At 63.5% G+C, this 24,378-nt stretch carries 17 protein-coding genes; 13 read left to right on the plus strand and 4 right to left on the minus strand.

The features are described 5' to 3' along the window. Positions 1-14: 14 nt before the first annotated feature. Positions 15-677: a YggS family pyridoxal phosphate-dependent enzyme gene (locus tag AC1D10_RS04220; protein WP_477269043.1), complete on the minus strand. Its 663-nt coding sequence runs from the start codon at positions 675-677 to the stop codon at positions 15-17. A 153-nt stretch (positions 678-830) separates the two neighbouring features. On the opposite strand from AC1D10_RS04220, the gene leuS reads away from it, so the two are divergent. The 3 genes from leuS (at position 831) to AC1D10_RS04235 (ending at position 7,062) form a co-directional block, all read left to right on the plus strand. Further along, on the plus strand, positions 831-3,455 hold the full coding sequence (gene leuS, locus AC1D10_RS04225) for a leucine--tRNA ligase (RefSeq protein WP_477269044.1): 2,625 nt from the start codon (positions 831-833) through the stop codon (positions 3,453-3,455). Further along, positions 3,442-4,023: an LPS assembly lipoprotein LptE gene (gene lptE, locus AC1D10_RS04230; protein ID WP_477269045.1), complete on the plus strand. Its 582-nt coding sequence runs from the start codon at positions 3,442-3,444 to the stop codon at positions 4,021-4,023. Before leuS ends, lptE begins: the two co-directional genes overlap by 14 nt. Before the next feature lie 318 nt (positions 4,024-4,341). Next, complete coding sequence (locus AC1D10_RS04235) at positions 4,342-7,062, plus strand: DNA translocase FtsK (RefSeq protein WP_477269046.1); 2,721 nt, start codon at positions 4,342-4,344, stop codon at positions 7,060-7,062. A gap of 105 nt (positions 7,063-7,167) precedes the next feature. Here AC1D10_RS04235 and fsa read toward each other — a convergent pair whose 3' ends face one another. Then, on the minus strand, positions 7,168-7,824 hold the full coding sequence (fsa, locus tag AC1D10_RS04240; protein WP_379094931.1) for a fructose-6-phosphate aldolase: 657 nt from the start codon (positions 7,822-7,824) through the stop codon (positions 7,168-7,170). A gap of 90 nt (positions 7,825-7,914) precedes the next feature. Here fsa and AC1D10_RS04245 point away from each other — a divergent pair, with 90 nt between their 5' ends. Both AC1D10_RS04245 and AC1D10_RS04250 read left to right on the plus strand, forming a co-directional pair. Continuing rightward, entirely contained in the window at positions 7,915-10,098 is a 2,184-nt protein-coding gene (locus AC1D10_RS04245) for a primosomal protein N' (RefSeq protein ID WP_477269047.1), read from the plus strand. 52 nt (positions 10,099-10,150) lie between these two features. Continuing rightward, positions 10,151-10,846 carry an aspartate/glutamate racemase family protein gene (locus AC1D10_RS04250; protein ID WP_477269048.1) on the plus strand — a complete coding sequence of 232 codons (696 nt, stop codon included), beginning with the start codon at positions 10,151-10,153 and terminating at the stop codon, positions 10,844-10,846. A gap of 80 nt (positions 10,847-10,926) precedes the next feature. Here AC1D10_RS04250 and AC1D10_RS04255 read toward each other — a convergent pair whose 3' ends face one another. Next, complete coding sequence (locus AC1D10_RS04255; RefSeq protein WP_477269049.1) at positions 10,927-13,902, minus strand: hypothetical protein; 2,976 nt, start codon at positions 13,900-13,902, stop codon at positions 10,927-10,929. Between the two features lie 383 nt (positions 13,903-14,285). Between AC1D10_RS04255 and AC1D10_RS04260 the strand changes: the two genes are divergently transcribed. The 7 genes from AC1D10_RS04260 (at position 14,286) to lepB (ending at position 21,195) form a co-directional block, all read left to right on the plus strand. Continuing rightward, positions 14,286-14,681, plus strand: a complete 396-nt coding sequence (locus AC1D10_RS04260; RefSeq protein WP_379094941.1) for an AGROH133_08824 family phage infection protein — start codon at positions 14,286-14,288, stop codon at positions 14,679-14,681. Positions 14,682-14,927: 246 nt separating this feature from the next. Beyond that, positions 14,928-15,488, plus strand: coding sequence for a F0F1 ATP synthase subunit delta (locus AC1D10_RS04265; protein WP_477269050.1), 561 nt, complete (start codon positions 14,928-14,930; stop codon positions 15,486-15,488). Further along, positions 15,488-17,017 carry a F0F1 ATP synthase subunit alpha gene (atpA, locus tag AC1D10_RS04270; RefSeq protein WP_111548395.1) on the plus strand — a complete coding sequence of 510 codons (1,530 nt, stop codon included), beginning with the start codon at positions 15,488-15,490 and terminating at the stop codon, positions 17,015-17,017. The genes AC1D10_RS04265 and atpA overlap by 1 nt, the downstream gene beginning before the upstream one ends. A gap of 46 nt (positions 17,018-17,063) precedes the next feature. Beyond that, positions 17,064-17,948, plus strand: a complete 885-nt coding sequence (locus tag AC1D10_RS04275) for a F0F1 ATP synthase subunit gamma (protein ID WP_111548394.1) — start codon at positions 17,064-17,066, stop codon at positions 17,946-17,948. A 70-nt stretch (positions 17,949-18,018) separates the two neighbouring features. Beyond that, positions 18,019-19,611, plus strand: coding sequence for a F0F1 ATP synthase subunit beta (gene atpD / locus AC1D10_RS04280; RefSeq protein ID WP_477269051.1), 1,593 nt, complete (start codon positions 18,019-18,021; stop codon positions 19,609-19,611). A gap of 103 nt (positions 19,612-19,714) precedes the next feature. Then, entirely contained in the window at positions 19,715-20,122 is a 408-nt protein-coding gene (locus AC1D10_RS04285; protein ID WP_379100003.1) for a F0F1 ATP synthase subunit epsilon, read from the plus strand. A gap of 92 nt (positions 20,123-20,214) precedes the next feature. Continuing rightward, entirely contained in the window at positions 20,215-21,195 is a 981-nt protein-coding gene (gene lepB, locus AC1D10_RS04290) for a signal peptidase I (protein WP_477269052.1), read from the plus strand. 45 nt (positions 21,196-21,240) lie between these two features. Here lepB and AC1D10_RS04295 read toward each other — a convergent pair whose 3' ends face one another. Beyond that, on the minus strand, positions 21,241-22,791 hold the full coding sequence (locus AC1D10_RS04295) for a mannitol dehydrogenase family protein (RefSeq protein WP_477269053.1): 1,551 nt from the start codon (positions 22,789-22,791) through the stop codon (positions 21,241-21,243). Between the two features lie 94 nt (positions 22,792-22,885). Here AC1D10_RS04295 and uxaC point away from each other — a divergent pair, with 94 nt between their 5' ends. Further along, positions 22,886-24,346 carry a glucuronate isomerase gene (uxaC, locus tag AC1D10_RS04300; RefSeq protein ID WP_477269054.1) on the plus strand — a complete coding sequence of 487 codons (1,461 nt, stop codon included), beginning with the start codon at positions 22,886-22,888 and terminating at the stop codon, positions 24,344-24,346. Positions 24,347-24,378: the final 32 nt, after the last annotated feature.

The following is a 24,378-nucleotide window of genomic DNA, read 5'->3' on the forward strand; positions in this document are numbered from 1 at the left end:
AGGGCCGCGGCGTGTCAGCGGCTGCCGAAGATCGCCGAACCGACCCTCACGCTGGTGGCGCCAAAGGCGACCGCCGTCTCATAGTCGCCGGACATGCCCATCGACAGTCTGGCGACGCCGGCTTCCTTGCCGAGCTTCTCCAGCAAGGCGAAGTGGGGACCGGGGTTTTCGTCCGCCGGCGGGATGCACATCAGGCCTTCGATGCCGAGGCCATGGACATCGCGGCAACGGGCGACGAAGGCGAGCGCGTCGCGGGGTTCGATGCCGGCCTTTTGCGGCTCGGAGCCGGTGTTGACTTGGACATAGAGCTTCGGCGCACGGCCCTGCCTGGCGATTTCCTTGGCGAGTTCAGCGGCGATCTTGTCGCGATCGATCGTCTCGATGACGTCGAACAGCGCCACCGCCTCCTTCGCCTTGTTCGACTGCAGCGGACCGATCAGATGCAGTTCGATGTCGAGAAAAGCCTCCCTCAACACCGGCCATTTTCCTTGCGCTTCCTGGACGCGGTTTTCGCCGAAAACGCGCTGTCCGGCCTCGATGACCGGGCTTATGTCGGCGGCGTCAAAGGTCTTGGAAACCGCGACCAGCGTCACCGCGCCAGCTTGGCGACCGGCCTCGCGCTCGGCGGCGGCGATCTTGGCCTTGACCGCGAAAAACTGCTGAACGGCGTCGCCCATATGCAAATCCCGCTGTTTTGATCCGCGTTTTTGACCGACGCGGGACCCATATGGTTGACGGGTTTGCCAAACCATGGTGAACACCCGGACCATATCCAATGAACTGCCGAGCTGTCGCCCGCAGTCCGCATGCTTTTAAGTGAAAAACGTCCCATGGCAACCGAACGATACAATCCGCGCGCGTCAGAGCCCAAATGGCAGAAGGCCTGGGACGTCAAGAAGCTGTTCGAAGCGCACAATGACGATCCGCGCCCGAAATACTACGTGCTGGAGATGTTCCCCTATCCGTCGGGGCGCATCCATATCGGCCACACCCGCAACTATACGATGGGCGACGTGGTGGCGCGCTACAAGCGGGCCAAGGGCTTCAACGTGCTGCACCCAATGGGCTGGGACGCCTTCGGCATGCCGGCCGAGAACGCGGCGATGCAGAACAAGGTCCATCCCAAGGAATGGACCTACCAGAACATCGCCACCATGCGCGAGCAGCTCAAGGTCATGGGCCTGTCGCTGGACTGGGCGCGCGAATTCGCCACCTGCGACGTCGACTATTACCACCGCCAGCAGATGCTGTTCCTCGACTTTGTCGAGAAGGGGCTGGTGACGCGCAAATCCTCCAAGGTCAATTGGGATCCGGAGGACATGACGGTGCTTGCCAACGAGCAGGTCATCGACGGGCGCGGCTGGCGCTCGGGCGCGCTGGTCGAACAGCGCGAGCTGACTCAGTGGTTCTTCAAGATCACCGACTTCGCACAGGACCTGCTTGATTCGCTCGACGGCCTCGACGAATGGCCGGAAAAAGTGAAGCTGATGCAGCAGAACTGGATCGGCCGTTCCGAAGGCCTGCTGATCCGCTGGCCGCTGGCCACCGCCTCTGGCGGCGAGCATGAGCTGGAAGTCTACACGACGCGGCCCGACACCATTTTCGGCGCCTCCTTCATGGCTGTCGCCGCCGATCACCCGCTGGCAAAAAAAGCTGCCGAGACCAATCCGGCGCTGGCCAAGTTCATCGACGAGATCCGCCATATGGGCACTTCGGTGGCGGCGCTGGAGACGGCCGAGAAGAAGGGTTTCGACACCGGCATCCGCGTTGTTCATCCGTTTGATGACAGCTGGACGCTGCCGGTCTACGTCGCCAATTTCGTGCTGATGGAGTACGGCACCGGCGCCATCTTCGGCTGTCCGTCGGGCGACCAGCGCGACCTCGACTTCGCCAACAAATACGGCCTGCCTGTGGTACCGGTGGTGATGCCGGAAGGCGAGAACCCGGCAAGCTTCCAGATCATCGATGAAGCCTATGACGGCGACGGCGTGATGATCAATTCGCGCCTCCTCAACGGCATGAAGCCGGATCAGGCTTTCGACGAGGTCGCGAAACGGCTGGAAGAGAAGACCATCGGTAACCGGCCGATGGCCGAGCGCAAGGTGAATTTCCGCCTGCGTGACTGGGGCATTTCGCGGCAGCGCTACTGGGGCTGCCCGATTCCGATGATCCATTGCGAGGATTGCGGCGTCGTGCCGGTGCCGAAGGCTGACCTGCCGGTCAAGCTGCCCGACGATGTCGATTTCGACCGGCCGGGCAATCCGCTTGACCGCCATCCGACCTGGCGGCACGTCAAATGCCCGCAATGCGGCAAGGATGCGCGGCGCGAAACCGACACGATGGACACGTTCGTCGATTCGTCGTGGTATTTCGCCCGCTTCACGGCACCCTGGGCGCATGAGCCGACCGATCCCATGGCGGCGAACGAATGGCTGCCGGTCGATCAGTATATTGGCGGCATCGAGCACGCGATCCTGCATCTGCTCTATTCGCGCTTCTTCACCCGCGCCATGCGCGAGACAGGCCATGTCGATCTGGCCGAGCCGTTCAAGGGCCTGTTCACGCAAGGCATGGTGGTGCACGAAACCTATCGCGTCGGTTCGGCATCGAATGGCCGCTGGCTGGCGCCGACCGAGGTCAAGCTGGAGGATGTCGACGGCAAGCGCCGCGCCATTGACATCGCCACCGGCGAGGCGGTGACGATCGGCCCGCTCGAAAAGATGTCGAAGTCGAAGAAGAACACGGTGAGCCCGGAAGACATCACCGACGGCTACGGCGCCGACACGGCGCGCTGGTTCATGCTGTCGGACTCGCCGCCCGAGCGCGATGTCGAATGGACAGACGACGGCGCGGCCGGCGCGCATCGCTTCATGCAGCGCATCTGGCGCCTGGTGTCGACGGCGGCCGAAACGCTGGTGGGCGTCGAGCCCGTGGCGACCAATGCCGGCGACGCCGGAGCCGTCTCCAAGGCTGCGCACAAGATCCTGAAGGCGGTCGGCGAGGATATCGAGAAACTCGCGTTCAACCGCGCCATCGCCCGCATCTACGAACTGGCCAACGCGCTGACCACGCCGCTTAACGAAGTGGCGGAGGGCAAGGCCGATACGGCGTTGAAAGGCGCCTGCCGGCAGGCTGTGGAGATACTCGTGCATCTGATCGCGCCGGTCATGCCGCACCTGGCCGAGGAGTGCTGGGAAACGCTCGGCGGGACTGATCTGGTCGCCCAACGGCCGTGGCCGGTCTTCGATCCGGCGCTGGTCGTCGACAACGAAGTCACCTATCCGGTGCAGGTCAACGGCAAGAAGCGGGGGGATTTGACAATTGCCCGCGACGCGGACCAAGGTGCGGTCGAAAAAGCGGTATTGGCTCTCGACTTCGTGCAGAAAGCGCTCGAAGGTAAGGCTCCGCGCAAGGTGATCATCGTGCCGCAGAGGATCGTCAATGTCGTTGCCTGATCGGGAAAAGACAGAGCTGAGCCCTTTGCTGCGCCGTATCGCGCTTGCCGGCTTGCTCGGCTCGCTTGCGCTGGTCTCGGCCTGCACGGTGCGACCGCTCTATTCGAACGCGCCGTTGTCGACCGGCTCGACCGTAAGCGCCAATGCCGAACTGGCATCGATCGGCATCAAGCCGGTCAACACGCGTTTCGGGCAGCAGGTGCGCAACAATTTGATCTTCGGGTTTGGACGAGGCGCCGGCGAGCCGGCCTCGCCCGTCTATTCGCTCTATCTCGGCGTGGGCGAATCCGTGGAATCCTCGGCACTCGTTCAGGTCGGAACCGACGAAGACGAGCCGACCGCCGGTTCCGTGACGCTGACCGCCAACTATCAGTTGAGCGATGCCAAGACCGGTGCAAAGATCGCGTCCGGGGTTCGCTCGATCACCTCGTCCTTCGACAGGCCGCGTCAGGAGTTCGCCGCATACCGGGCGCAGATCGACGCCGAGAACCGTGCCGCGCGCGAGCTGGCCGAAGCCCTGCAGCTGTCCATCGCCCAGGACCTGGTCAGGCACGGCAAGGCCGGCTAGCACCCAGTTCATTCGTATCTTACGCCCTCGCGTCAAAGCGAGGGTATGCTGGATATCGGTGACATCACGATCAGGCACCCCGAAGCCGGACCCGTCCGGTAGTGCCGCGAAGATAGCCTGCCTCACATCCTTATGGCTCCTGCAGGCAGGGCGCGCCACCGGCGTGAGTGCTGCGAGACAACGGTCCTGGCCTCGTTCGTTGCGGCCGGCACGATGACATTGCTGTTCCAAGATCGTCGATCATCGAGCCCGCCGGGAAGCAACTGTTAACCACTCGCTCCCTATTGCTCGGCAGACGTTTCAGAGCGAGTCTTGAGAATGGAATCCAAGCGTTTTCCCAGGGTCAACTCATTGAAGGCAACTTCGCCCGATGACCCTGGGGTGGAGCGTCTGGATGGCATGCGTGGCAGGGCCAGTCAGCGAGCCCCTTCAGCCGGGACAGGCGGCCTTGATCGCCCGACTCACCAGGGACAGGACGGACGGCAGTCCGGTACACAGCAGGCCGGCTATTCCGCAAGGGCTGTCGATCTCGGCGGCAACAGGCGGCCCTATATGGAGCCGAGGGGTGGCCTTGGGACAAGCGATGCGGCCTCGAAAATCGGCGACATCGAAAGTCCTGCCTGGCAGGAATACTTCTTCCTCGCGCCCAACGTGCGTTTTACCCGCACGCCGGACTATGAGACCAAGAAGCACCGCCAGGAGAGCGACCGTGTCGTCCAGCAAGGCGATCCAGTCGCGCTCCCAACGCAGCAGGCAATCACGCAATCCATCGTCGATGACGCGCCACTTGCGCCTTCGCTGCTGGCATTGCCGGCGTCGGTGAAAAGCCGCAATCCCCATTTGGAAACAGCCCGGTTGCAGGGCGGCAGCGAAACGGCCGCACAAAGGACGCCGCCGCTGGCTGCAGCGTCTGCTGCGCCGAGTCGTGCCAGCGACAAGGCACGACGTGCTCCGTCGGTGCCTCCGATGACGGTCGCAACGGGACGCGCATCCGCGCGCATGGCTGCCGTCCCAGCGGGCAGCGCCGCGATTAGGACAGCCATCCCCGAGACGCAGCGCTGGCCTCATCTTTCGGATCACGCCTTCTTCGAGGTCATGGCGCCCTATCTGGTCGACGTTTCGCCCCAGGCCCAACCGGCCAGCCCGGCCACGCCGGCGCCGGTCGCCGCTGCGCGGATCGACATCAGGCCATCTATGGTTGCCGATGCCACCTCGCTGTTTCGTGTCATCGAATGGCTTCCAGGCCAGCCCAAGAAGCCATTGCCTGATGCCCGGCCATCCAACTCGAACGAAGCTGCCGCCCTGCCCGACATGCCGGCGAGCAACGCGCCGTCGCAGGTCGAGGTCGCTGCACTCCCCGCTGCGGCAAGCAATCCCGTAGCCGTGCCAGTCGTGCGGAGTCGGGACATCGCGGTGCGGGTCGCGGCCGCACAGCCTTCCTCACGCTTGCCTCTGGCCGGGAAAATCGCGCCTTCAACGGCGGGCGATTCCTACCAGCTCCCCTCCGAAGAGCTGTTGCAGCGGCCACCGGAGGGGCAGGGCTTCTACATGTCGCAGGAGCGGCTTGAGCAGAACGCCGATCTTTTGGAAAGCGTGCTCGAAGATTTCGGCGTGCGCGGCGAGATCATTCATGTTCGGCCTGGCCCGGTCGTCACGCTCTACGAGTTCGAGCCGGCGCCAGGTGTGAAATCCTCTCGTGTCATCGGGCTCGCCGATGATATCGCCCGCTCCATGTCGGCGGTCTCGGCGCGCGTCGCCGTTGTGCCGGGCCGCAACGTCATCGGCATCGAGCTTCCGAACGAGATGCGCGAAACGGTCTATTTCCGGGAGCTGATCGAATCGGAGGGCTTCCGCAGGACCAGCTGCAAGCTGGCGCTTTGTCTCGGCAAGACGATCGGCGGCGAGCCTGTCATCGCCGAGTTGGCGAAGATGCCGCACCTGCTCGTGGCCGGCACCACCGGCTCCGGCAAGTCGGTCGCCATCAACACCATGATCCTGTCGTTGCTTTACCGGCTGAAGCCGGAAGAGTGCCGGCTGATCATGGTCGACCCCAAGATGCTGGAGCTCTCCGTCTATGACGGCATCCCGCATCTTTTGACCCCCGTCGTCACGGATCCAAAAAAGGCGGTCACCGCGCTCAAATGGGCGGTGCGCGAGATGGAGGATCGCTATCGGAAGATGGCGCGGCTCGGTGTGCGCAACATCGACGGCTACAATGAGCGCGCGGCTGCCGCCCGCGACAAGGGCGAGACGGTCGTCATGACCGTGCAGGCCGGCTTCGAAAAGGGCACGGGCGAGCCGCTTTTCGAACAGCAGGAAATCGACCTTGCGCCGATGCCCTATATCGTCGTCATCGTCGACGAGATGGCCGACCTGATGATGGTTGCCGGCAAGGAGATCGAGGGCGCCATCCAGCGCCTGGCACAGATGGCACGCGCTGCCGGTATCCACCTGATCATGGCAACGCAACGCCCTTCGGTCGATGTCATCACCGGCACGATCAAGGCCAACTTCCCGACCCGGATTTCCTTCCAGGTGACATCCAAGATCGACAGCCGCACCATCCTGGGCGAACAGGGCGCCGAACAGCTGCTCGGCCAGGGCGACATGCTGCACATGATGGGCGGGGGGCGCATTTCGCGCGTGCATGGCCCGTTTGTTGCCGACGCGGAAGTCGAGCATGTCGTGGCGCATCTGAAGGCGCAGGGCCGCCCCGAATATCTGGAGACCGTGACAGCCGACGAGGATGAGGAAGAAGCCGAAGGCGATCAGGGCGCGGTCTTCGACAAGGGATCCGTTGCAGCCGAAGACAATGACACCATCTATGACGAGGCGGTCAAGGTGGTGGTGCGCGACAAGAAGTGCTCGACGTCTTACATCCAGCGCCGCCTCGGTGTCGGCTACAACCGCGCCGCATCGCTGGTCGAGCGAATGGAAAAGGAAGGGTTGGTCGGTGCACCCAACCATGTCGGTAAACGCGAGATCATCATGGGCCGGCGCCAGCAGGTGAGCGCGCCCGGCGATGAGGGCACGGATTGATCGGCGGGCGCCCTTGGGGGGTCGACTTCTTCGGAAGCGCAATAAAAAAGGCCGATTGCTCGGCCTTTTTGTTGAGAACGGTATTGGCCTCGGCCGATCGCCATCTCAGCCGATAGACTGGCCGGTCTTTGCCCAGTCGGCGAGGAACTGCTCCAGGCCCTTGTCGGTCAGCGGATGCTTGACCAGTGCCTTCAGCGTTGCCGGCGGCGCGGTAACAACATCGGCGCCGATAAGTGCTGCCTGCTTGACATGGTTCACGGTGCGAACCGAAGCGACGAGAATCTCGGTCTGGAAATCGTAATTGTCGTAGATCTGCCGGATCTCCTGGATCAGCTCCATGCCGTCGATGCCGATGTCGTCGATGCGGCCGACGAAGGGCGAGATGAAGGACGCACCGGCCTTGGCCGCAAGCAACGCCTGGTTGGCCGAGAAGCAGAGCGTGACGTTGACCAGCCGGTTCATTTCGGTGCGGATCGTCTTGCAGGCCTTCAGGCCGTCCAGTGTCAGCGGCACCTTGATGCAGACGTTGTCGGCGATCTTGGCCAGGACCTTGGCCTGCTGCATCATCTCGGAATATTCGGTGGCGGTGACTTCGGCCGAGACCGGACCCTTGACGATGTCGCAGATCTGCTTGGTGACCTCGGCGATCTTGCCGCCGGATTTCAGGATCAGCGACGGGTTGGTGGTGACGCCGTCAAGCAGGCCCAGATCGTTGAGCTCACGGATATCCTTGACGTCGGCGGTGTCGACAAAAAATTTCATGGCGGTCTCCTGACGATTTCGTCGTGCTGGGAAAGGCACGTTCAGCGTTGCGCTTTGATCTAGACCAAAGTCGAGGCAAGGTCACGCCTCATGAACGAAGATTCGCCCTTTGTCGCAGCCGCGCCGGTGCTGGTGCCGATGCCCGCCGAACGTCCCTACACCTATGCGGTGCCCGCCGGCATGCGCGTGGTGCCGGGGTCGATCGTGCGCGTGCCGCTCGGTCCGCGCCAGGTCGCCGGCATCGTCTGGGATGGCGCCGTCGAGAAGGTAGACGCGAAAAAGCTGCGCCCCATCGAACAGGTCTTCGACTGCCCGCCGATCGACCGCGCGATGCGCCGCTTCGTCGACTGGGTGGCGCAATATACGCTGTCGCCGCCGGGCATGGTGGCGCGCATGCTGCTCAGGGCGCCGGAGGCTTTCGACCCCGAGCCATGGATCGAGGGGCTGCAGCGCACGCTTCTCGCGCCCGACCGGATGACGGGGGCGAGGGAGCGCGTGCTGGAGACGGCCGAAGGCGGGCTTGCATGGACGCGGTCGGGCCTGGCGCATGCGGCCGGCGTGTCGTCGACGGTGATCGACGGGCTGAGGGCGCAGGGCGTGTTCGAGACGGTGATGATCCCGCCGCGCCCGGTGGTGGCCGCGCCCGACACCAGCTACGCGATACCGGAACTGATGCCGGACCAGAACGACGCCGCACAGATGCTGCGCGCCAATGTCGCGGCCGGTGTGTTCAATGTCGCGCTGCTCGACGGAGTCACCGGATCGGGCAAGACGGAAGTCTATTTCGAGGCGGTGGCGGCCGCGCTCGACCAAGGCAAGCAGGTGCTGATCCTGTTGCCGGAGATCGCGCTGACGCATGCTTTTCTCGAGCGCTTCCAGCAGCGCTTCGGCGCCAAGCCGGGCGAATGGCATTCGGACCTGCCGCCGAGGATGCGCGAGAGGGTCTGGCGGCAAGTGGCGGAAGGCGGCGTGCGTGTCGTCGCCGGCGCGCGCTCGGCGCTGTTCCTGCCGTTCAGGGAGCTTGGCCTGATCGTCGTCGACGAGGAGCATGACCCCGCCTACAAGCAGGAAGACCGCGTCTTCTACAATGCGCGCGACATGGCGGTGGTTCGCGGTCATATCGGCAGCTTTCCGGTCATGCTGGCGTCGGCGACGCCGTCGGTCGAAAGCCGGGTCAATGCCAGCCAGGGCCGCTACAACAGGGCGGTGCTCTCCGCCCGCTTCGCCGAGGCGGCTCTCCCGCATCTCAAGGCGATCGACATGCGGCGGGCGCCACCGGCGCGCGGCGGCTTCCTGTCGCCGGTGCTGCTCGACCAGATGCGCCAGACGCTGGAGAGGAAGGAGCAGTCGCTGCTGTTCCTCAACCGGCGCGGCTATGCGCCGCTGACGCTGTGCCGCGTCTGCGGCCACCGCTTCGGCTGCCCGGTCTGCTCGGCCTGGCTGGTCGAGCATCGCTTTCGCGGCCAGCTGGTCTGCCATCATTGCGGGCACAATGAGCGCCGCCCCGAAGCCTGCCCGGAATGCGGTACGCTCGACCATCTGGTTGCTTGCGGGCCGGGCGTCGAGCGCATCGCCGAGGAGGTCGTCGCGCATTTTCCGGACGCGCGCACCATCGTCTTGTCATCCGACCTGATGGGCGGCGTGCGGCGGCTGCGGCTGGAACTGGAGGCGATCGCCGATGGCGAGGCCGACATCGTCATCGGCACACAGCTGGTCGCCAAGGGCCACAACTTCCCCAACATGACGCTGGTTGGGGTCGTCGACGCCGATCTCGGCCTCGCCAATGGCGATCCGCGTGCCGCCGAGCGCACCTTCCAGCTGCTCAGCCAGGTGACCGGCCGCGCTGGTCGCACCGGCAAGAAGAGCCTCGGCCTGCTGCAGACCTTCCAGCCCGACCATCCGGTGATGCGGGCGATCGTCTCCGGCGATGCCGAGGCTTTTTACGAGCGCGAGATTGCCGAGCGCGAACGGGCGGCACTGCCGCCCTTCGGCCGGCTCGCCGGCGTCATCGTCAGCGCAGTGACGCGGGCAGAAGCCGAGGGCCATGCGCGCGGCCTGCGCCGTGCCGCCCCCGAGGCCACCGACCTGTTCGTGCTGGGTCCGGCCGAGGCGCCGCTGTCATTGCTCGGCGGCCGCCACCGGTTTCGCCTGCTGATCCAGGGCGAGCGCCGCGCCGACATGCAAGGCTTCATTCGCGCCATGCTGGCCAATGGGCCGAAACAGCGCGGTTCGGTCAGGGTGCAGGTGGATATCGACCCGCAAAGCTTTTTGTAAGAATGCGATTGCAGCGATGGGCTGGCACAAGCCGGCGAGACAGGAAGATCACATGAAAACCCTTGGCCTTCTCGGCGGCATGAGTTGGGAATCGACCGCCATCTATTATCGGCTGCTCAACGAGATCGTGCGTGAGCGACTTGGCGGCCTGCATTCGGCCAAGCTGCTGCTGTGGTCGTTCGACTTCGCCGAGATCGCCGAGCGGCAGCATCACGGCGACTGGGACGGCGCCGGCGTGCTTCTGGCTGACGCCGCGCGCAAACTCGAGGCGAGCGGCGCGGAAGGCCTGCTTCTGTGCACCAACACCATGCACAAACTGGCCGACCAGGTGCAGGCGGCGGTGTCGATCCCGCTGATCCACATTGCCGACGCCACTGCGGCCGCCATCAAGCGCGCCGGCATGCAGCGCCCGGCGCTGCTGGCGACGCGCTTCACCATGGAGCAGGATTTCTACAAGGGTCGGCTCGCCGACAAATACGGATTGCAGCCCGTGGTGCCCGATGTCGCCGGGCGCGACATGGTGCATCGCGTCATCTACGAGGAACTGTGCCAGGGCGTCGTCACCCAAGCCTCCAAGGCGGCCTATATCGCCGAGACCGAACGCCTGCGCCGCGAAGAGGCTGCGGACAGCGTCATCATGGGCTGCACCGAGATCACCATGCTGATCGGCCAGCCGGACTTCGACATCCCGGTCTTCGACACGACGCGCATCCATGCCGAGGCAGCGGTGGCCTTCATGCTGCCCTGAAGCAATTCCAGGCAAAGTCTGAAACGGTTTTCGCGGGAAAAGCGCGTGGCGCTTCCCTGGGGAATTGCGTCAAATAGAGATCAGGGCTGGGCAGTCACTGCAACAGTTCCGCTGCCGACCACTTTCAGCTTCCAGCCGTCTGCCTGCGTGCCGGCGAGATTGAGATGCCCGGTCAGGAAATACAGGCGATCGGTGTCGGGGCCGTTGGCGGTGCAGAATCGATCCTGCAGATAGGACGGCGGCGTCGCCTGATAGTAGAGATCCGCCTCGATGCTGGCAGGGCGTGCGCCCTTCGGCAAATCGGCAAGCGGTATCGAGTAGCTCAGCGTGTCGCTGCCGCCCGATATGTAGTCGGGATCGTCCTCGACAGCGGTCGCGCCGACATCGACGGCAAGTTCCTCATCGGCGCCCAACGCCTTGGCGATTTCCAGCCGGCTTTCGACCGGCAAAAAGCCCGCCGGCAAGATCCGGTTGTCTTTCACCTCCGTGCAGATCGACAGGAAGCTGGTCGTCAGTTCGCCTTCCGGCTTCGCCTGCGCATTGCAGACTGGATTTTGCGTATTGGCGGGCGGCGTGGAGACCAGTTCCTGATAGATCTGAACCTGATCCTGTCGTGTGATCTTCTGGTAGTGCGGCTGATGTGGCCGTTCGCCAGGGTGGAGGCGGCCGGAGCAGTCGTCCTTCCACCAAAGCTCGCCATCAAGCGGCTTGCCGTCGGCGTCGACGATCACGCCGGCGGCGTTGGCGCGACCGGAGACCCAGAGCTGCTCGCCGTTCTGGTCGAGCACGCTGAAGGTGAGAAACGCACGCCGGAAACCCACTCCGGAGGGAAACTTGTGACCGGCCAGATTCTTCACCGTCACCTTGGCATCAAGCGCGTCGGCGGTCATGGCAAGGTCGCTGACGGTGACGGTGGCGGTCGCCTGTGACGCCTGGTCCAGCATCGCCTGCTCAGTGAGGACGAGGGGATCGACAGCCTTCTTGCCCATCATCGGATCGCGCGTCCTGATGCCGAAGACATCGGGAAACTGCTGCGCCATCTTGACCAGGAAGACGTTGAGTCCGACGAGCGTGTGGCTGGCAAATCCCTCGCGAACCGAAAGATCCGGTGCGTTGCTGGATTCGGTCTGCGGGAAATTCAGATTTTCCTGGATGCTGGCGATCTTGCTCATCGTCGGCGATCCGTCCTGTTCCGTCGATGGCATGTGACAACCTTGGCAGCTGCGCGGCGTGGCGCCGGCGCCCAGTGGAAGCGGGCCGTCCGGCGTGCTGCCGGTTCGATAGGCGCTGAACGCCCATTCCGGATAGGTCGTCTGCTCGTAGATATGCGCCAGGGTGTTGATGCCCTGCAGAACCGGCAAATGAACCGTGTGGCACGTCCCGCAAACCTCGGAGCTCAGGATCGTGGCGTCGTGGACCGGTTTGATGCCCAGCGCGCTGTGCATCGGCCCGACTTCCGGTTTCTCGAAGGGGCCGATGAGCGTGTCCGGCGAACCCACCATGAAGCTGCCGGTGAAGGTCTTGGCAAAACCGGTCGCGTGCGGATTGAGCAGCGCCTGCCGCTCGTCCACGCAGGCGTTCTGCGGCTGATCGCCGAGCTGTCCACTGGCCTTGCTGTTGAGCACCATGCGGTGACAGGACGTGCAGGTGATGCCGTCGCGGGCAAGCATGCCGTAATTGGCGTGCGCGGCACTCGGATTGTCGGCTGGCCAGGGCGTCGCGTCGACCATGTCGCGCGAGAACAGTTCGCATTTGCCCGAGCGCGCCTTCTCGTCAATGTGAAACTGCCGTTCCCCGGCGATGCCGTGGCAGCCAAGGCAAACGTCCTGCACCACACCGGACATTTTGGGGTGAAAGCTTTGCGTTTCGCTGGCCAGCTGCGCGAAGAATATCGGGTCGCGGCCGCCCAGCCCCATCGGCGAGGTTCGCCAGGTCGCCAGCGGCGACAGATTGATCAAGCCATCGCCATGCGGGTTCGGCTTGGTCATGTCGAACTGCAGCCCGGTGCTGCCGGCATCATGACAGCCGAGGCATTGGCTCGAGGTCAGGAACGTATCGGACGCATCGGGACCTTTGGCCGCGACCCAGGTGTTGTCGTAGGTTTCGGAAGGCATCCGCGAGACGGTCTCATAGGTCGGCATCTCGCGGACATAGGCCTGCAGCGCGGCGATCACGTCAGCGTTCGGACTGTAGAGCGGTTGGCCAAGACGCGGGTTGGCATTGACTGGCAAAACGACCGACTGGTGCAAGGTCGTTGCCGGCGCGCCCGCGAAGAAATCCTGTGCGAGATAGTTGAGCGGCTTGCCTGGCTCGCCCGCGATGTTCTTGGGAGATGCAAAGGTCAGATTGTCCGCCGCCGAGGCATGGCAGTTCATGCAGTACTGGGCGAAGCCCATGTTGGGCAGGCTGTTGTTGTCGGCCGGCAGAGCCGGCCAATCCGGAGTCCAGCCGCTCTGGCTGCCAAAGCCGTACCAGCCCCAGAACCAGCCATCGTAGGAGGCGCTGGCATCGCGGATCATGATCGCGGCGCCGCTGGTTGGAAAAAGTCTGAGAGGATCGACCGTCCGGCAATCCGACGCCGGCTCCGAAAACATCTCCTTGACCATGATGGCGCCGTCGGGAACCGGCGGCGGATGATCGACCTCGCCTTCTGCCGAGCGGTTCTTGCGAAGCCAGTCCACCATGTCAGGCGAATACCAGATCATCACCGGCGCATGGGTGCCATGGTCGACGCCCTGCCAGGCGCCGTTGACCAGGGTCGCGATGCGCGGCCCGGCTTGGCGCACGTATTTGTCGTGCACCCATCCGGCAGCCTCATCGCGATAACAGTAACTGCCCAGATATTGGTTGAGCTTGTTCTCGTAGTCGCCCAGGGACAGCGCCGAGGGCTTCTTGATCGTCGCCTCGAGCTGCTGGCAGACCAAAGGGTCGGCGGGAGCGATGACGGACGGCCGTTCGGCGATACAGTCCGCGCGAGCGCCTTGCGCGATCCCGGCAAGGGCTGCCGCAGCGACCCAGATGCTGGCCAGATGCAAAGCCCGACAAAGATCCGGCATGATCTTCTCCGAATTATGAGATCCTGCCTGCCGCACTCCGTTCGTGCAGATTTCACAAGTGATCATGAAACATGTGAAATTGCTAAACTAAACAAGAAGTCGACGAAAGGAACATTCGAAGCATAATACTTGCGTTACGTCACGGCAAGGCACGCAATCTATACTGTTGAAGAAATTGCGCCGCATATATTCTCGTTCAGATGTTTGCTTGCGTGGTGGCCGAATCGGCCGCAAAGCCGGCGGTTCCAAGCTGGTAGCTCACATCAGGCGATAGCATTTCCAATGCGGCTTTGCCGAAACCCCGACTTGCCGGCTGGGCGCTTGACTTCCTCCACGGGCGACATTCAATGCATCCGGAATTGCTGTGAGGGGGGCCAGACAAGATGGATTTTGCATTTCCGTGGCCAATGAGCCAGGGCGAATGGCTGGCTTGGTCGAGCGCCGTCGTCACCGTGCTGCTCGGCCTTTTGTTTTTTCTGGCGCCTGGCCTGGCCTTCCGGATCCTGCGGCTGCAGGTCAAGCCCGAGAAGGTGGCGGCGATCGCCGAGGGGCGCGGCAGAATGTCGGGCTTCTATCTGGGCGTCGGCCTGTGCTGCATCCTGCTTGCGCAGCCGCTGGTCTACATGACGCTTGGCTTCTCCTGGCTGTTCACCGCGTTCGGGCGGCTGCTGTCGATGATGTCGGATGGCGCAAACACGCCTTTCAATTGGGTGTCCATTGTGGTGGAATTGGCATTGGCGGCGCTGCCGCTCGCCTTCGCCTTCGGCTTTCTGCCTTGAATCCCTTGGGTTTCCGGGGTGGAAGACGGGGTTCTTTCGCCGGATGCGACAATAGTGCCTGAAAACCATGCGGAACGACGCATTGCGGTCTTAAAATGCCTGTGCTAGACGGCAATCGACTTTCGGCCGGGGATAGCGGAAGCCGCGCCTCCGTGCTTGAAAAAATGCAGTAAGGTCAAAGATTTAGCCAGAGTTTTTGCTCGCGCCAACAATCTGCGGCCTGTCAGACAAGAGAAAAGACGGTCCGTGGCTCAATCGTCATCGCCAATCTCAGGTGTCGCAGAACGCTATGCGGGTTCGCTGTTCGAACTCGCCCTGCAGGCAAATTCCGTGGCCAGGGTCGAGGCCGACCTCAACAGCTTCGAGGCGATGCTCGCGGGCAGCGCCGACCTCACCCGGCTGATCAACAGCCCGGTGTTTTCCAGCGAGGACCAGGCCAAGGCCATCGCGGCGATCGCCGACAAGGCTGGGATTGCTGGCCTCACCGGTAATTTCCTGCGGGTTGTCGCAAGAAACCGCCGACTGTTCGCCATCCCCGGCATGATCAGGGCGTTCCGCCAGATCGCCGCCGAACATCGTGGCGAGACCGCTGCTGAAGTGACGTCGGCGCACGAGCTGACTGCTGCCCAGCAGACTGAACTCAAGGCGGCGCTGAAGAGTGTTGCCGGCAAGGACGTGGCCATCTCCGTCACCGTCGATCCGTCACTGCTCGGCGGACTGGTGGTCAAGATGGGCTCGCGCCAGATCGATACGTCGCTCAAAACCAAACTCAATTCGCTCAAGCTTGCACTGAAAGAGGTCGGCTGATGGACATCCGCGCCGCGGAAATTTCCGCAATTCTGAAAGACCAGATCAAGAATTTCGGCAAGGAGGCCGAGGTCTCCGAAGTCGGACAGGTGCTGTCCGTCGGTGACGGTATCGCCCGCGTCTACGGCCTCGACAATGTCCAGGCCGGCGAGATGGTCGAGTTCCCCGGCGGCATCCGCGGCATGGCGCTCAACCTCGAAGCCGACAATGTCGGCGTCGTCATCTTCGGCGCCGACCGCGACATCAAGGAAGGCGACATCGTCAAACGCACCGGCGCCATCGTCGACGTTCCGGTCGGCCCCGGCCTGCTCGGCCGCGTCGTCGACGCGCTCGGCAATCCGATCGACGGCAAGGGCCCGATCAAGGCAGTCGAGCGCAAGCGCGTCGACGTCAAGGCGCCCGGCATCATCCCGCGCAAATCGGTGAACGAGCCGATGTCGACCGGCCTCAAGGCCATCGATGCGCTGATCCCGGTCGGCCGCGGCCAGCGCGAGCTGGTCATCGGCGATCGCCAGACCGGCAAGACCGCCATCATCCTCGACACGATGCTCAACCAGAAATCGGTGCACGACAACGGCCCCGAGAAGGAAAAGCTGTACTGCGTCTATGTCGCCGTCGGCCAGAAGCGCTCGACCGTCGCGCAGTTCGTCAAGGTGCTGGAAGAGCGCGGCGCCCTCGAATACTCGATCATCATCGCCGCCACCGCGTCCGATCCGGCGCCAATGCAGTTCCTGGCGCCGTTCGCCGGCTGCACCATGGGCGAATATTTCCGCGACAACGGCATGCATGCGCTGATCAGCTACGACGATCTGTCGAAGCAGGCCGTCGCCTACCGCCAGATGTCGCTGTTGCTGCGCCGCCCGCCGGGCCGCGAAGCCTATCCGGGCGACGTGTTCTACCTGCACTCGCGCCTGCTCGAGCGGGCCGCCAAGCTCAATGACGATTTGGGCGGCGGGTCGCTGACCGCCCTGCCGATCATCGAGACGCAGGCCAACGACGTGTCGGCCTATATCCCGACCAACGTGATCTCGATCACCGATGGCCAGATCTTCCTCGAAACCAACCTGTTCTTCCAGGGCATCCGTCCGGCCGTCAACGTCGGCCTCTCGGTCAGCCGCGTCGGTTCGGCCGCGCAGATCAAGGCGATGAAGCAGGTTGCCGGCTCGATCAAGGGCGAGCTCGCGCAGTACCGCGAAATGGCGGCCTTCGCACAGTTCGGCTCGGATCTCGACGCTGCCACGCAGCGCCTGCTCAACCGCGGTTCACGCCTGACCGAACTCCTGAAGCAGCCGCAGTTCTCGCCGCTGAAGACGGAAGAGCAGGTCGCGGTGATCTTCGCCGGCGTCAACGGTTATCTCGACAAGCTGCCGGTCAACCAGGTCGGCAAGTTCGAGCATGGCCTGCTCAGCCACATGCGTGCGGCAGGCAAGGACGTGCTCGAGGCCATCCGCAAGGAAAAGGCGCTGTCGGACGATCTGCGCGCCAAGCTGAAGGCCGAGATCGACGCTTTCGCCAAGACCTTCGCCTGAGCGAAGCGCCAGTCCGGATGAGACAAGACGGGATCAGGTTTGAAGCATGCCTTCATTAAAAGACCTTCGTAACCGTATCGCCTCGGTCAAGGCGACGCAGAAGATCACCAAGGCGATGCAGATGGTCGCCGCGGCGAAGCTGCGCCGTGCGCAAGAGGCAGCGGAAGCGGCGCGCCCCTATTCGGAGCGTATGGGTTCGGTGCTGGCCAACATCACCCAGGCGATCGGCGGCGGTGGCGATGCCCCGGCGCTGATGACCGGCACCGGCAAGGACGACGTGCATCTGCTCGTCGTCTGCACCGCCGAGCGCGGCCTGTGCGGCGGCTTCAATTCGCAGATCGCCCGCCTTGCCCGCGACCATATCCGCAGGCTTTTGGCCGACGGCAAGCAGGTCAAGATCATCTGCGTCGGCAAGAAGGGTTTCGATATCCTGCGCCGCGACTATGCGTCGATGATCATCGACCGTGTCGACCTGCGCGAGGTCAAGACGCTCGGTTTCGTCAATGCCGACGCGATCGCCAAGAAGGTCATCCACCTCTTCAACGAGGGCGGCTTCGACATCTGCACGCTGTTCTATTCGCAGTTCAAGTCGGTGATCAGCCAGATCCCGACCGCGCAGCAGATCATTCCGGCCGGTCTCGCGTCGGCTCCGGCCGAGGCGGTGGATGGCGGCAGCGCCGTCTATGAATACGAACCGGAGCCGGGCGAAATCCTCGCCGATCTCATTCCGCGCAACATCTCGGTGCAGGTTTTCCGGGCGCTGCTCGAAAACGCGGCCGGCGAAATGGGCGCCAAGATGAGCGCCATGGACAATGCGACGCGCAACGCCGGCGAGATGATCAACAAGCTGTCGATCACCTACAACCGTCAGCGGCAGGCGCAGATCACCAAGGAACTGATCGAAATCATTTCGGGCGCCGAGGCGCTCTAGGCGCGGTTCGCGGGTCATCGGCCCGCGACCGGACCGCGTGAGAAACAAAGGACGAAAAAGGGTAAAGACGATGGCGAAAGCAGCGACCCCCAAGACGGCGGCCCCCAAGGCAGCAGCCGCGAAGACCGCAGCCCCCGCAAAAGCGGCGGGCAAGGCTCCAGCTGCAAAGGCAGCTCCGGCCAAGACGGCGGCAGCACCGGCAAAGGCCGCTGCGGCCAAGACATCGGTAGTGGCCACCAAGGCAACCGGCGTTGTCGGCAAGGTCCGCCAGGTCATCGGCGCCGTTGTCGACGTGCAGTTCGGCGATCACCTGCCGGCGATCCTGAACGCGCTCGAGACGACAAACGTCGGCAACCGCCTGGTGCTCGAAGTCGCCCAGCATCTGGGTGAAAACACCGTGCGCTGTATCGCCATGGACTCGACCGAGGGTCTGGTGCGCGGCCAGGAAGTGCGTGACACCGGCGCCCCGATCACGGTGCCGGTCGGCCCGGGCATGCTCGGCCGCATCATCAACGTCATCGGCGAGCCGGTCGACGAAGAGGGCCCGGTCGATGCAACCGAAATGCGCTCCATCCACCAACCGGCTCCGACCTATGTCGAGCAGTCGACGGAAGCACAGATCCTGATCACCGGCATCAAGGTGCTCGACCTGCTGGCTCCCTACGCCAAGGGCGGCAAGATCGGCCTGTTCGGCGGCGCCGGCGTCGGCAAGACCGTGCTGATCCAGGAACTGATCAACAACATTGCCAAGGCGCATGGCGGCTATTCGGTGTTCGCTGGCGTCGGCGAGCGCACCCGCGAAGGCAACGATCTCTATCACGAGTTCATCGAGTCCGGCGTCAACAAGAAGGGCGGCGGCGAAGGCTCCAAGGCGGCACTCGTCTATGGCCAGATGAACGAACCGCCGGGCGCGCGCGCCCGCGTCGGCCTGACCGGCCTGACCGTTGCGGAATATTTCCGCGACCAGGGCCAGGACGTGCTGTTCTTCGTCGACAACATCTTCCGCTTCACGCAGGCGGGTTCGGAAGTGTCGGCTCTGCTCGGCCGTATCCCGTCGGCCGTCGGCTATCAGCCGACGCTCGCCACGGACATGGGCGCGCTGCAGGAGCGCATCACCACCACCACCAAGGGCTCGATCACCTCGGTGCAGGCGATCTACGTGCCTGCCGACGACTTGACCGACCCGGCGCCGGCGACCTCGTTCGCCCACCTTGACGCGACGACGACGCTCAACCGCGCCATCGCCGAGAAGGGTATCTACCCGGCCGTCGATCCGCTCGACTCGACCTCGCGCATGCTCGACCCGCTGGTCGTCGGCGACGAGCACTACGGCGTCGCGCGCCAGGTGCAGTCGATCCTCCAGCGCTACAAGTCGCTGCAGGACATCATCGCCATCCTGGGTATGGACGAGCTGTCGGAAGAGGACAAGCAGACGGTGGCCCGCGCCCGCAAGATCGAGCGCTTCTTGTCGCAGCCCTTCTTCGTCGCCGAAGTGTTCACCGGCGCGCCGGGCAAGCTGGTCGACCTCGCCGACACCATCAAGGGCTTCAAGGGTCTCTGCAATGGCGACTACGATCACCTTCCGGAAGCTGCCTTCTATATGGTCGGCGGCATCGAGGAAGCGGTCGAGAAGGCACAGCGCCTTGCCGCCGAAGCGGCTTAAGGCAAGCGAATAGCGAATAGGGAGTAGTGAATAGGGGCAATGTGAGCCGGGTAGGTTTTTCTAACTACTCGCTATTCACCACTCGCTATTCGCTAAAGTGATCATGGCTGAAGCTTTCAAATTCGAACTGGTCTCGCCGGAGCGCCTGCTGGTTTCCGAGCAGGTCGAATCCGTCGTCATTCCGGGCGCCGAAGGCGAGATGACCGTGATGGCGCATCACGCGCCGGTCATGACCACGATCAAGCCGGGTGTCGTCACGGTTAAGACAGCGTCTGGTGGCGAAGAGCGCTACGTGGTGTTCGGCGGCTTCGCCGACATCGTTCCGGCCGGCTGCACGCTGCTGGCGGAATCGGCTGTCGCGGTGAAGGATGTCGACCGCGCCGATCTCGCCCGCCGTATCCAGGAAGCCAAGGAAGACGCCGCCGACGCCAAGGACGACCAGGTCCGAAGCAAGGCGGAACAGTTCCTTAGCCAGCTTACCACGCTGGAAAGCGCCATTCTGCCGGCCTGAAGTTCGCATCAGATGACTGATTGAAAAAGCGGGGCCTTGCCTCGCTTTTTTGTTTGTTGGACAGTCGGCTGCCTTGGCGTGGGGGATGGCCGATGACAGAAGAAGCAGTTGCGCGAGAAACAACCTCGCGATCGAGATGGTCGACGGCCCTTGTGTCGGCCTTTGGCGGTCCGTTCGGCGGGTTTCTCTGGATCGGGAGCGGCAGACTGGCGGTTGCCAGCCTGGTAGTGATCAGCGCCATCAGCTTGGCGCTTATCTACATCGGATTTCCGGTGTTGCCTGGCGTCGATCTTGCCTGGCTGGCCAACCTTTCAGGTATTGCTTTGATGATCCTGTGGGCAGCGCTCGTCGTGCCCTTCGCGCACCGGTACAAGCCGGGCAGGTGGTATGCGCATGGGATTTGGGTGGTGGTGCTTGTCCTGCTTACCTCGCCAGTGCCTGCGCTTGTGATCCGCTCGTTTCTGTTCCAGCCGTTTTCGATTCCGTCCGGCAGCATGGTGCCGACGTTACAGGCCGGCGACTATCTCTTTGTCTCTAAGTTCACATACGGCTACAGCCACTATGGCGTGCCATTCAATTTGCTGCCGATTGAAGGACGCATTTTCGGCGTGGAACCCAAGAGAGGGGACGTGGTGGTGTTCAAATACCCACCCGACCCCGAGATCGACTACATCCAGCGCATCGTCGGCTTGCCGGGCGAAAAGATCCAGATGATCGATGGGGTACTTCACATCAACGATGTAGCCGTTGGGCTCGAGGATGCCGGCACTTTTTCCTACGAGGAAATCTCGCAGCCGGCCAAGCTTCAACAGGAGACCCTGCCGGGAGGTGTGACCCATTTCGTTCTCGACCTGACAGAGAATTCCGTTGGGGATAATACGCGCGTGTTCGAGGTGCCGGAGGACCACTATTTCGTGTTGGGTGACAATCGCGACAATGCCTCCGATAGCCGATTCATGGTCGGCTTCGTTCCCTACGAAAACCTCGTTGGCAAGGCCGCGAGGTTGTTCTGGAATTCGCAAGGCGTGGATTATTCTGCCCGGCAGACGTTGGGTGGTTCGGCCCGCAAATAGGCCTTAGACGCATCAGGTATGAACCAGCGCCAGGTCTGTCATCAGCTATTTGCTGCCTATACCGAGAGCGGCGAGGGCAAGGGCCGGCCCGCCCTGCTTGAGATGGACGATGTGGGTGGCGACGAACTCGATCAGTGTTTGACGCTCGGCGTGGTCCTTGGCGAAGCCGGCGAGGTCGAACACAGCGGCTACCGTCTCTTCCGTCGGCAGCTGCCTGCCAAAAAGCCCGGCCAGTGCCATGTCGAGCGGATCGGTGAAATGGCTCTCCGGCAAGGTCTTGCCGCGTGCCTCGCAGGCCGCGATCCATGCGGTGATCACCAGCGTCAGGTGTTCGGGCACGGTCCCGGCTTCGATGCACTCCAAGGCGGAAGCGACGATGCGCTGCGGTAATTTCTGGCTGCCGTCATTGGCGATCTGAGCCGTGCGATGGGCAAGTGCTGTGTTGGCAAAACGCTCGGCGAGTTCCGCGGTGTAGGCGCTGGTGTCGAGCCCGGCATTCTTGGGCAGTGTCGGGATGGCCTCGGCCCAGAGCGCATCGACGAAGGCTCGTATCGCCGCATCGGCGAAGGCGCGGTCGACCGTGGCGTGCCCGGTGAGCAGACCGAGATAGGCGATGGCCGAATGCGAGCCGTTGAGCAGCCTGAGCTTCATGTCCTCGAAGGGCCTGACGTCGTCGACCATGGTGACGCCGAACTGTTCCCAGGCCGGACGGCCCTGCGGAAAATTGTCCTCGATCACCCATTGGCAGAACGGCTCGGTCATGACCGGCCAAGCGTCGTTGAGTCCGAGCTCGACAGCAATCCGCGCCCGGTCGGCATCGGTGGTTGCCGGCACGATGCGATCGACCATGCTGGAGGGAAACGCGACCTGGGCGATATGGCGGGCTAGGCTGTTATCGTCCATCGCGCCGAGCCTGGTATCGCTTGGTTGGGCGGGCCTGGCATCGCGCAGCCTGGCGAATTCGATCAGCAGCCGGTGCAGCGTGGCGCCGTTGGCCGGCAGGTTGTCGCAGCACAGCACGGTGAAGGGCGGCGTGCCGGCGGCCTGTCGCCGGGCAAGCGACTCGGCGAGAAAGCCATGCGCTGTCATCGGCATTTGCGGATTTGCCAAATCGTGGATGATGTCGGGATGAGCGGTGTCCAGCCCGCCGCTGGCGGACCTGAGATAGGCTTTTTCGGTGATGGTCAGCGTCACGATGCGGGTGCGCGGATCGGTCAGCGCGGCGAGCACCGCGTCCGGGTCTTCCGGCGCCACCAGCATCGAACCGATCGAGCCTATGACGCGAAGCTTTTCCGCGCCGCTGCTCCTGATTGCCAGCGTGTAGAGCCCGTCCTGCGGCGATAGCGCATCGCGTGTGTCGGCGCTGCGCAGCGATACGCCGACGATGCCCCAATCGGTCTCGCCCGCTGCCAGGCAGTCGTCGACATAGGCGGCCTGATGGGCGCGATGGAAGGCGCCGACGCCGAGATGCACGATGCCCGGGACGACGCGGCTGCGATCATACGAAGGCGTCGCGACCGAAGCCGGCAAGGCGTGTGCCGTCTCGCCGGAGAGGCGTCTGGTCGTCGTGGCATGGCTGGTCTGGTCGGACGGCATGAAATCGCCTCGGGATGGTTGGCAAGCGGCGTAACATCCGATTTCTTGCCACACAATGGCTAGAAAAGTCATCATACAACAATCTAATTTTTGTATGTTGACATTATTTCTTGTCGACCCTACCGATAGCGGCCCTGGGAGGATCGTCGTGGCACTGACCAATGCGGATTTGCTGTTTCCCGCCGAGGCGCATCCGCGCTCGATCGCCCGCGATCTCTATGCCGGGATCAAGGACCTGCCCCTTGTCAGCCCGCACGGCCACACCGATCCGCGCTGGTATGCGCTGAACGAGCCGTTCCCGGATCCGGCGCAATTGCTCATCGTGCCGGACCACTACATTTTTCGCATGCTGTTCAGCCAGGGCGTCCGCCTCGAGGATCTCGGCGTAGCGACCCTGGACGGCGCACCGGTGGAGACCGACGGCAGGGCGATCTGGCGGCGCTTTGCCGAAAACTACTTCCTCTTCCGTGGCACCCCGACCCGGCTGTGGTTCGACCATGTGCTGGCGCATCTGTTCGGCATCGACGAACCGCTGAATGCCAGCACTGCCGACCGCCACTACGACACCATCGCGACGCTGCTGCAGTGGGAGAATTTCCGCCCGCGTGCGCTGTTCGAGCGCTTCAACATCGAGGTCATCGCGACGACGGAAGGCGCGCTCGACGATCTCAAATGGCACCAGATGATCCGCGACAGCGGCTGGGAAGGCAAGGTCGTCACCGCCTATCGGCCGGATGCCGTCGTCGATCCCGACTTCGAGGGTTTTTCCGCCAATCTCGATCGGCTCGGCGAGATCACCGGCTGCGACACCGGCAGCTGGGCCGGCTATCTCGATGCGCACCGCCAGCGGCGTGCTTTCTTCAAAAGCTTTGGCGCGACCTCGTCCGATCACGGCCATCCGACGGCCGAGACCGCCAACCTTTCCGATGCGGCTGCCGAAGAGCTTTTCAATCGTGTGCGCCACGGTTCGGACGATGAGCGCGAAAAGCGACTGTTCCGCGCCCAGATGCTGACCGAAATGGCCAAGATGAGCCGGGATGACGGGCTTGTGCTGCAGATCCATCCAGGGTCCTGGCGCAACCATTCGCCTTCCATTTTCCAGAAATTCGGCCGCGACAAGGGTTTCGATATACCGACCCGAACCGACTATGTGGCGGCGCTGAAGCCACTGCTCGACTGCGTCGGCCTGGAACCGGATCTCACGATCATCCTCTTCACCCTCGACGAGACGAGCTATGCGCGCGAACTGGCGCCGCTCGCCGGCACCTATCCGGCGCTGAAGCTCGGGCCGGCCTGGTGGTTCCACGACAGCCCGGAAGGCATGCGGCGCTTCCGCGAGATGACCACCGAGACGGCCGGCTTCTACAACACCGTCGGCTTCAACGACGACACCCGTGCCTTTCCATCGATACCTGCGCGTCATGATGTGGCGCGTCGGGTCGACTGCGCGTTCCTGGCGCGGCTCGTCGCCGAGCACCGGTTGCGCGAGGACGAGGCGCACGAGCTGGCGCGGGAGCTTGCCTACACGCTTGCGAAGAAGGCGTACCGGCTCTGAACCGGTCGCTTTGGTTTCATAAAGGGAGGAAG

Source organism: Mesorhizobium sp. P2_A8 (genome assembly GCF_056404935.1).